Below are 6,862 nucleotides of genomic sequence, written 5' to 3'. Positions count from 1 at the left end.
CTGGTCGGCGGTGCGCGCGTCCGGCACGCGCAGCAGCGCCTCCGCCAGCACCATCAGCGCCAGCCCTTCCTTGGTGGAGAGCGCGAACTCCCGCAGCATGTCCTCGACGCCGCCGAGCCGGTCGTCGCGCTTGCGGATCGTCTCGATCAGCCGCGTCGCGGTGCGATCGATCCGCGCCTCCTGCGGCGGGCTGAGATGCGACGCTGGCAAGAGCCGCGCGGCGATCTCGGCATCGTCAGGCGCGTAGGGGGCGTTGAAGGAAGGCGGAATGTTCGACATGGCGTGTCCTGTGGCTCAACTCCACGATAATTCCCGCTGCGCCGTAGTTCGATAGACAAATTAGCGATATTGCCTTAGAAAATGAAGACAGATGATATTTTTCCCGTGGAAACAATGGAATTGGACCGAATCGACCGCAAAATCCTCTCGATCCTCCAGGAGGATGGGCGAATCGCCAATGTCGAGCTCGCCGAGCGCATCGGGCTGTCGCCGACCTCGATCGGCGAACGGCTGAAGCGCTTGCAGCGCGAGGGCTTTGTCGAGGGCTATGGCGCCAGGCTCAATCCGCATCGGCTTGGCCTCGGACTTCTGGTGTTCGTCGAGGTGATGCTCGACAAGACCACGCCCGATAATTTCGAGCGGTTTGCGCGCGCGGTGAAACTCGCGCCTGAAGTGCTGGAGTGTCACATGGTTGCCGGCGGCTTCGACTATCTTGTGAAGGCGCGGCTGGCCGACATGACCGCATACCGGCGGTTCCTCGGCGAGACCTTGCTGTCGATGCCGGGCGTGCGCGAGACGCGCACCTACGCGGTGATGGAGGAGATCAAGCGCGACGCACCGTTGCCGGTGGGCTGAGAAGTGCCGTCGCGATTGTCATTGCCATGGCGTTGACGAAGCGGTCTTTGCGGCAAACAGCCATCCGTGTGCAATCGCAACGCCTGTCGTCGAATGCACGGACCGTCTTATGAAATTTTCTTGGCCCAACTCCCGGCAGATCCGGGAGGCGGCAAAGGCCGGCGGGCTTATACTTTGAGGTTCTCTGCGGATGTCTTGCCCCGGTTTGCGATCTCTTCATATTCCACCGTCTGTCCTTCGTTGAGGGACGACAGACCGGCTTTCTGCACTGCCGAGATATGCACGAACACATCCTTGCCACCCGACGCAGGCTGGATAAATCCATAACCCTTCGTCGGGTTGAACCACTTGACCGTACCTTTAGCCATCACGTCTTCTCCGCGGGTCTTCCTCCAAGATCTCGAACCGCCAGTCCCCGCCAACCGGCCGGTTCGGTCCTAACAGGATACGCGGAATGTGGCGGGCTTCATAGATCAAACCACATCGGCATTCCGCCGAAAATCGCTCAACTTCGCGGCGTTTTTACCGGTTTTGCCCGTTTCGCGGTCAATCGGCTCGAACGCGCACCGCGACCTGTCAATAAGTCGCGGCCAGATAATCGACGATCTTGCCGACATCGGCATCGTCGATCGGCGCGCCGTAGACCTTGATCATCTTGGTCACCWCGGCCTGCCAGAACTCCTTCTTGTTCTTCATCGGCGGCTGCGTGTTGATGTAGTCGGCCGAGTGGCAGGCGCTGCAATTGCCCTGCACGACCTCGAGATTGGGGCCTGGCTTGAACGCGGCGACCTCGTCGGGCGTCTTGTAGTTGACCGGCGCCGCAAGTGCCGAACCCACCATGGCGGCGACGGCGAGTGAGATGGCGAGGAGAACGGTGCGCTGCATGATCATTCTCCCTCAGGCCACCGTCACGCGGACGGTTTCGACGACGTTGCGCAAATAACCCGCCGGGTTCCAGCGTGGCTGGTCCGGCTGCGTCTCGCCGGAATTGCTGGTGGCGCGGACCTTGAGCTCGTAGGGGCCGGCTGCAAGCTTCACCGGCAGCTTCCATTCGCGGAAGGAGTATTTGCCAAGATCCTTGCCGAGCTTGGCGCTGGCCCAGGTCTTGCCGCCGTCGGTGGAGACCGCGACCTCCTTGATGCCCTTGCCGCCGTCGAAGGCGATGCCGCGCAGCGTCGTGCCGCCCGCCTTCAGCTTCGCGCCGTCAGCGACGCTGGTGATGAAGGAGCGGATGGTGAAGCGGTTGATCGGGATCGTCGCCTTCGGCGCAGTGCCTGGCTCGATCGCATTGTTCGGCGTGTCCGGAATCCGATAGGCCGACTTCATCCAGAAGCCGTCGAAGACATTGTCGATGACGGTGATCTCGTTGAGGTGCTTGACCCAGTAGGTGCCGTAATAGCCGGGCACGATCAGGCGGAGCGGGAAGCCGTTGAGGAACGGCAGGTCCTCGCCGTTCATGCCATAGGCCAGCATCACCTCGCCATCGCTGGCGTGATCGAGGTCGAGCGCCTTGACGAAATCGGGCGTCTTGTCGCTGACCGGGCCGTCCATGCCGTTGAAGGTGACCTGCCTGGCGCCGCTCTGCACGCCCGCCAGCTCCAGCACGCTCTTCAGCGGCACGCCGCGCCAGCGCGCATTGCCCATCGCGCCGTTGGCGAGTTGGCCGCCGGCAACGCGCGGCTCGAAGAAGCCGCGGCTGTTGCCGGAGCACTGGTTGACGGCGACGATCTCCGTCGCCTTCATCTTCCGGATGTCCTTGAGCGACAGCTTGAGCGGCTTGTCGACCTTGCCCTTGACCTCGAGCGTGAACTTGTCGGGGTCGAGATTGTAGGGCAGGTCGGAGAGATGATAGCGCACGAAGAACGCGTTGTTCGGCGTGATCGGGCCGTCATTGAACACCGCAAACGGCGTCTCGAGCTGCGGCGGCCGGCTGGTCAGGCCGATCATCGGCCGCTTCTGCGGATATTTCACCAGCGGCCGTTCGCCATTGACGAATGGCAGGGTGACGGTGTCCGCGGCCAGCGCTTTGGTCGAGTTCAGTGTGGCCGCAAGTGCGGCAAGTCCCGCTCCTTTGAGCAGGTCGCGTCTGTCAAACATGGTCTCCTCCCGGAGCTTTTCGTTGGGTCGCGGTCATCACCACAAACCCGCGCCCATCTGTCGCGTCGAAAGCCGCGAAGTCAATTCGTGCTTTCGCAGCAGGCCCATGCCGCTGCGATGCAACAACGCGGTGTTACGCTGCGACGAGGTGGAGTCGAGTTGTGACCGCTGCGCCGATGCGCTCCCTCTCCCCGCCGTGCGGGGAGAGGGTTGGGGTGAGGGGGAGTCTCCGCGGGGACGGTGACAGTTGAGTTTGCGGAGGCTCCCCCTCACCCGGAATTCAGGCTGCGCTTGAATTCCGGCCTCTCCCGCCCGCGGGGAGAGGCGAAGAATCAGGCCGCGACGCGCTCGCTGCCCGCGACCAGCGCCGACACCTGCCTGGCATCGGCGACGACACGCACGACCATCGGCTCGTCACGGCCGCGGATTGCGACCTCCTGCTGCGGCAGGGCATCGTCGGCGAGGCCGGCGGTGCGGCGGACCTCTTCGGAGACGATCGCCTCGCAGGCAAGCGTCTTGGTCATGTCCTGGAGGCGGGCGGCGACGTTGACGGCGTCGCCCAGCGCAGTGAAGACGATGTGATCGCGATAGCCGATGTCGCCGATGATGACCTCGCCGCCGTGGACGCCGATGCCGAAGCGGATCGGCTGGCGCAAATCGTGGCTCAGGAGCTCGTTCAGCTCGTCGACATGGGTGGCGATGCCGGCCACGGCCCTCAGCGCTTGCCGGCAAGCCGTCTGTGGGTCGCTGGTGAGCCCGAACAGCGCCAGCATGCCGTCGCCGACGAACTGGTTGGGCTGGCCGCCATTCTCGATCACGGCTTGCGACACCGCGCCGAGGAAACGGTTGACGATGAAGACGGTGTCGAACGGCAGCCGTTTCTCGGCGAGCTGGGTCGAGCCGCGCATGTCCACGAACAGGCTGACGAGATAGCGCTCCTGGCCGATCCGCGCCGGGCTCGAGGCCTGTGCGTTGGCCGACAGCGTATGCGGCATGAAGAGCTGGAAGAAGGAAAGGTCGGAGTCCGGCCGCAGCTGGCAGGCGAGCCTGATCGAGGGATCGGTGGTGCCGACGCGTGAGAGCACGAACGCCTCGCGCTGCGAGGGCTCGGGAAGGGCGGCATGGTCGCCGATGACGCGGATGCGGCAGGTCGAGCAGCGGGCGCGGCCGCCGCAGACGCTGGCATGCGGCAGATTGTGTCGCAGGCTTGCTTCCAGCACGGAGAGGCCTTTTGGCACGCGCACCGTCTTGCCGTTGCCGTAGGACAGCGCGATCATGCCGCCGCGCCGCTCGCGATAGGCCCGCACGCCGCGCGCGAGCAGCACCAGCCCGAGAAGGCCGACATAGCCCACCGTGAGGCCGCCGGTGATACGGTCGAGCGTGTTGGCCTCCGCGACCGAACCGACCTGGCGCCGGGTGAGATTGTGGGTGCGCCACTCCCCGTCGTCGGCCTCGGCCGCAACGTTGCGTCCGCCCTGATAGATGCCGAGCAGCGCCAGGGTCGGGATCAGCACGGCCGCCGCGAGCAGATAAGGGGCGGCGCGCGTGAAGAACGGCTTCAGGCGGAGCCAGAAATAGATGCCGATGCAGCCGTGCACCCAGGCAATGATGAGCAGGATCGTCATCAGCCAGAGCCGGACGGGCGAGGCGACGAAGAACAGATAGAGCTCCTGCGGATAGAGCTTCTCGTGCCCGTACAGCGTCTGCCCGAGCCGCACGCCGATGACATGCGCCATGATGAGGGCGGGGATGCTCAGCCCCAGCACGAGCTGGAGCGGCTCGATCGTCTTCCACCGGAACTGCCGGCGCTGATACAGCGCGTAGACGCCGAGCCCCATATGCGTGAGCGCGGCGCCATAGAACACGAGCGTGACCGGCAGGAACTGCCAGAACGCCATGTGGTAATAAATCCCGACCTCCATGGCGTCGACCGAAACGTTGCCGAGCGCGTGGTTGAGGAAATGGCTGACCACATAGGCGAACAGGATGAYGCCACAGACCAGCCGCACCTGCCGCGCGCTGGTGCCGCGGATAAGTTCGGACATTCGTGAAAGAGCGGTGGCGGCCATGATTCGATCGTATCAGTTCATGAAGGAGAACAGCCAGCGTAGCGTTTAATTCCGGCGATGGGCAGCTGGCCGGATCACATGCGCGGCAATGGTTACGAAATCGTAGGGTGGGCAAAGGCGCCCCTTGGCGCCGTGCCCACCATCCCGCATCGCATCCTTTGATGGTGGGCACGCTCCGCTTTGCCCACCCTACGGTCTCCCCAACATTGACTCCCCCTCCCAGGTTGGCGAAAAGCGCGGCCGTGACGACAGTTCCCGACATCACCGTACCCGCTCACGGCGCCGCGCGCCGGCTGCTCGCCGTGGCCGCGCTGATCATTGCCGCGATGACGGTGCTGCGCATCGTCTATGCCTCCGCGATCGAGCTGCGCACCGACGAGGCCTATTACTGGACCTGGTCGAACGAGAGCGCGCTGAGCTTCCTCGACCATCCCCCGATGATCGCCTGGTTCATCCGTTTTGGTACCGCGATCTTCGGCGACACCCCGCTCGGCGTTCGCTTCGGCGGCATCGTCGCGATGCTGGTCACGCAGCTGCTGCTCGCCGACATCGTCCGGCGCGTCACCCATGACACGCGCGCGGTCGTGCTTGCGGTGCTGATGCCGGAGGCTGCGCTCTATTACGGCCTGTTGATGGCCAAGGTGGCGCCCGACGTCGCCATGATCCCGTTTGCGGTCGCGATGATCTGGTCGCTGGTGCGGCTCGCGCAAGGTGGCGACGGTCGCTGGTGGCTCGCGGCCGGACTGTTCGCCGGGCTGGCGATGTTGTCGAAATTCACCGCGGTCATGTTCGCGCCTGCCGTGGCCGCCTTTCTGCTGGTGCCGGATTGGCGCGGGCGCTGGCTGCGCAGCCCCTATCCCTGGCTCGCGATTGTGGTCGCCATCGCCGTGTGCTCGCCGGTCCTGATCTGGAACGCGCAGCACGACTGGGCCTCGTTCCGTTTCCAGGGCGTGCGCGCCACCACGAATTACGGCATCTCTCTGCGCACCATCGGCGACTATATCGGCCTGCAATTCGGCCTCGTCGGCTTCGTCATGCTGCCGGTGGTGCTGTCCGGGCTGGTGATGACGGCGTGGCGCGGCTATCGCACGCGCGAGCCGGTCGCGATCCTGCTGTCGACCGCGGTGCTGGTGCCGTTCCTGTATTTCTTCGCGAAATCTCTGACGCTCAGGGTCGGCGACACCTGGCCGATGTTCATGTGGCCGGTCGGCTTTGCCGCGGCGGCGATCAACCTCGCCGTGCTGTCGCGCGAAAACTGGTCGGCGCGGATGATCCGGTCGTGCGTGTTCTGGGCCAACACCGCGGTCGTCTCGGGGCTCGCCTTTGTCGTCATCGTGTTCCTCTATTACGTCGCCGCGCCCTGGAATTTTCTCGGCAAGATCGATCCAATCGGCGCCGAGGCCGGCTACGAGCAGGTCGAGGCGCGCGCGCAGGCAGCGCTCGATGAGACCGGCGCGACCTGGATCGCGACCACGGATTACCGCACCTACGCCATGATGCGCTGGCTGTTCAGGGGCCGCGTGCCGGTGATCGAGATCAACGAGCGCGGCCGCTTCCAGGATTTTCGCGATCCCGGCATCGACAGGATCAAGGGGCACGCCGGCATCTATGTCGGCCGCGAGCCCGACAATCGTTCGCCGCTGTGGGAGAATATTCCGGCGAAGCGCGAGCAGCTCGGCCAGGTCGAGCGCCGCTGGCGCGGCGTTCTGACGGATACCTATGTAATTGAGAAGCTCACCGGTTGGACGCCAGAACTCTCACCGCCGAAAGATTCGCCGTTGTTCCAGTGGCGCGTGCTGGCCTTCTTCTCCCTCTCTCCGCGTGCGGGGAGAGGGTTGGGG

At 64.7% G+C, this 6,862-nt stretch carries 7 protein-coding genes; 2 read left to right on the top strand and 5 right to left on the bottom strand.

Annotation, left to right across the window (positions count from 1 at the left end; translation table 11 throughout):
• Window positions 1-279: hypothetical protein (locus tag ACXJL8_RS29400; protein ID WP_456686051.1), on the bottom strand; the 279-nt coding region annotated here is incomplete at its 3' end.
• Window positions 280-393: 114 nt separating this feature from the next.
• Between ACXJL8_RS29400 and ACXJL8_RS29395 the strand changes: the two genes are divergently transcribed.
• On the top strand, window positions 394-855 hold the full coding sequence (locus ACXJL8_RS29395) for an Lrp/AsnC ligand binding domain-containing protein (RefSeq protein ID WP_456622581.1): 462 nt from the start codon (window positions 394-396) through the stop codon (window positions 853-855).
• Window positions 856-1,022: 167 nt separating this feature from the next.
• On the opposite strand, the gene ACXJL8_RS29390 is transcribed toward ACXJL8_RS29395, so the two are convergent.
• The 4 genes from ACXJL8_RS29390 to ACXJL8_RS29375 all read right to left on the bottom strand — a co-directional run bounded on the left by ACXJL8_RS29390 (window position 1,023) and on the right by ACXJL8_RS29375 (window position 5,021).
• Entirely contained in the window at window positions 1,023-1,223 is a 201-nt protein-coding gene (locus ACXJL8_RS29390; RefSeq protein ID WP_008134691.1) for a cold-shock protein, read from the bottom strand.
• 208 nt (window positions 1,224-1,431) lie between these two features.
• On the bottom strand, window positions 1,432-1,740 hold the full coding sequence (gene sorB / locus ACXJL8_RS29385; protein ID WP_456686050.1) for a SorB family sulfite dehydrogenase c-type cytochrome subunit: 309 nt from the start codon (window positions 1,738-1,740) through the stop codon (window positions 1,432-1,434).
• 12 nt (window positions 1,741-1,752) lie between these two features.
• Window positions 1,753-2,952: a SorA family sulfite dehydrogenase catalytic subunit gene (gene sorA / locus ACXJL8_RS29380; protein WP_456622579.1), complete on the bottom strand. Its 1,200-nt coding sequence runs from the start codon at window positions 2,950-2,952 to the stop codon at window positions 1,753-1,755.
• 332 nt (window positions 2,953-3,284) lie between these two features.
• On the bottom strand, window positions 3,285-5,021 hold the full coding sequence (locus ACXJL8_RS29375) for an adenylate/guanylate cyclase domain-containing protein (protein ID WP_456686049.1): 1,737 nt from the start codon (window positions 5,019-5,021) through the stop codon (window positions 3,285-3,287).
• A 326-nt stretch (window positions 5,022-5,347) separates the two neighbouring features.
• On the opposite strand from ACXJL8_RS29375, the gene ACXJL8_RS29370 reads away from it, so the two are divergent.
• On the top strand, window positions 5,348-6,862 hold a 1,515-nt coding region (locus tag ACXJL8_RS29370; RefSeq protein ID WP_456622633.1), incomplete at its 3' end, for a glycosyltransferase family 39 protein.

Source organism: Bradyrhizobium sp. P5_C11_2 (genome assembly GCF_054049755.1).
This window is presented reverse-complemented; position numbering and strand designations above follow the sequence as displayed.

Coding starts and splice junctions, on each gene's coding strand:
- ACXJL8_RS29390 (WP_008134691.1), bottom strand. CDS start 1,223: ATGGCTAAAGGTACGGTCAAGTGGTTCAACCCGACGAAGGGTTATGGA.
- sorA (WP_456622579.1), bottom strand. CDS start 2,952: ATGTTTGACAGACGCGACCTGCTCAAAGGAGCGGGACTTGCCGCACTT.
- ACXJL8_RS29395 (WP_456622581.1), top strand. CDS start 394: ATGGAATTGGACCGAATCGACCGCAAAATCCTCTCGATCCTCCAGGAG.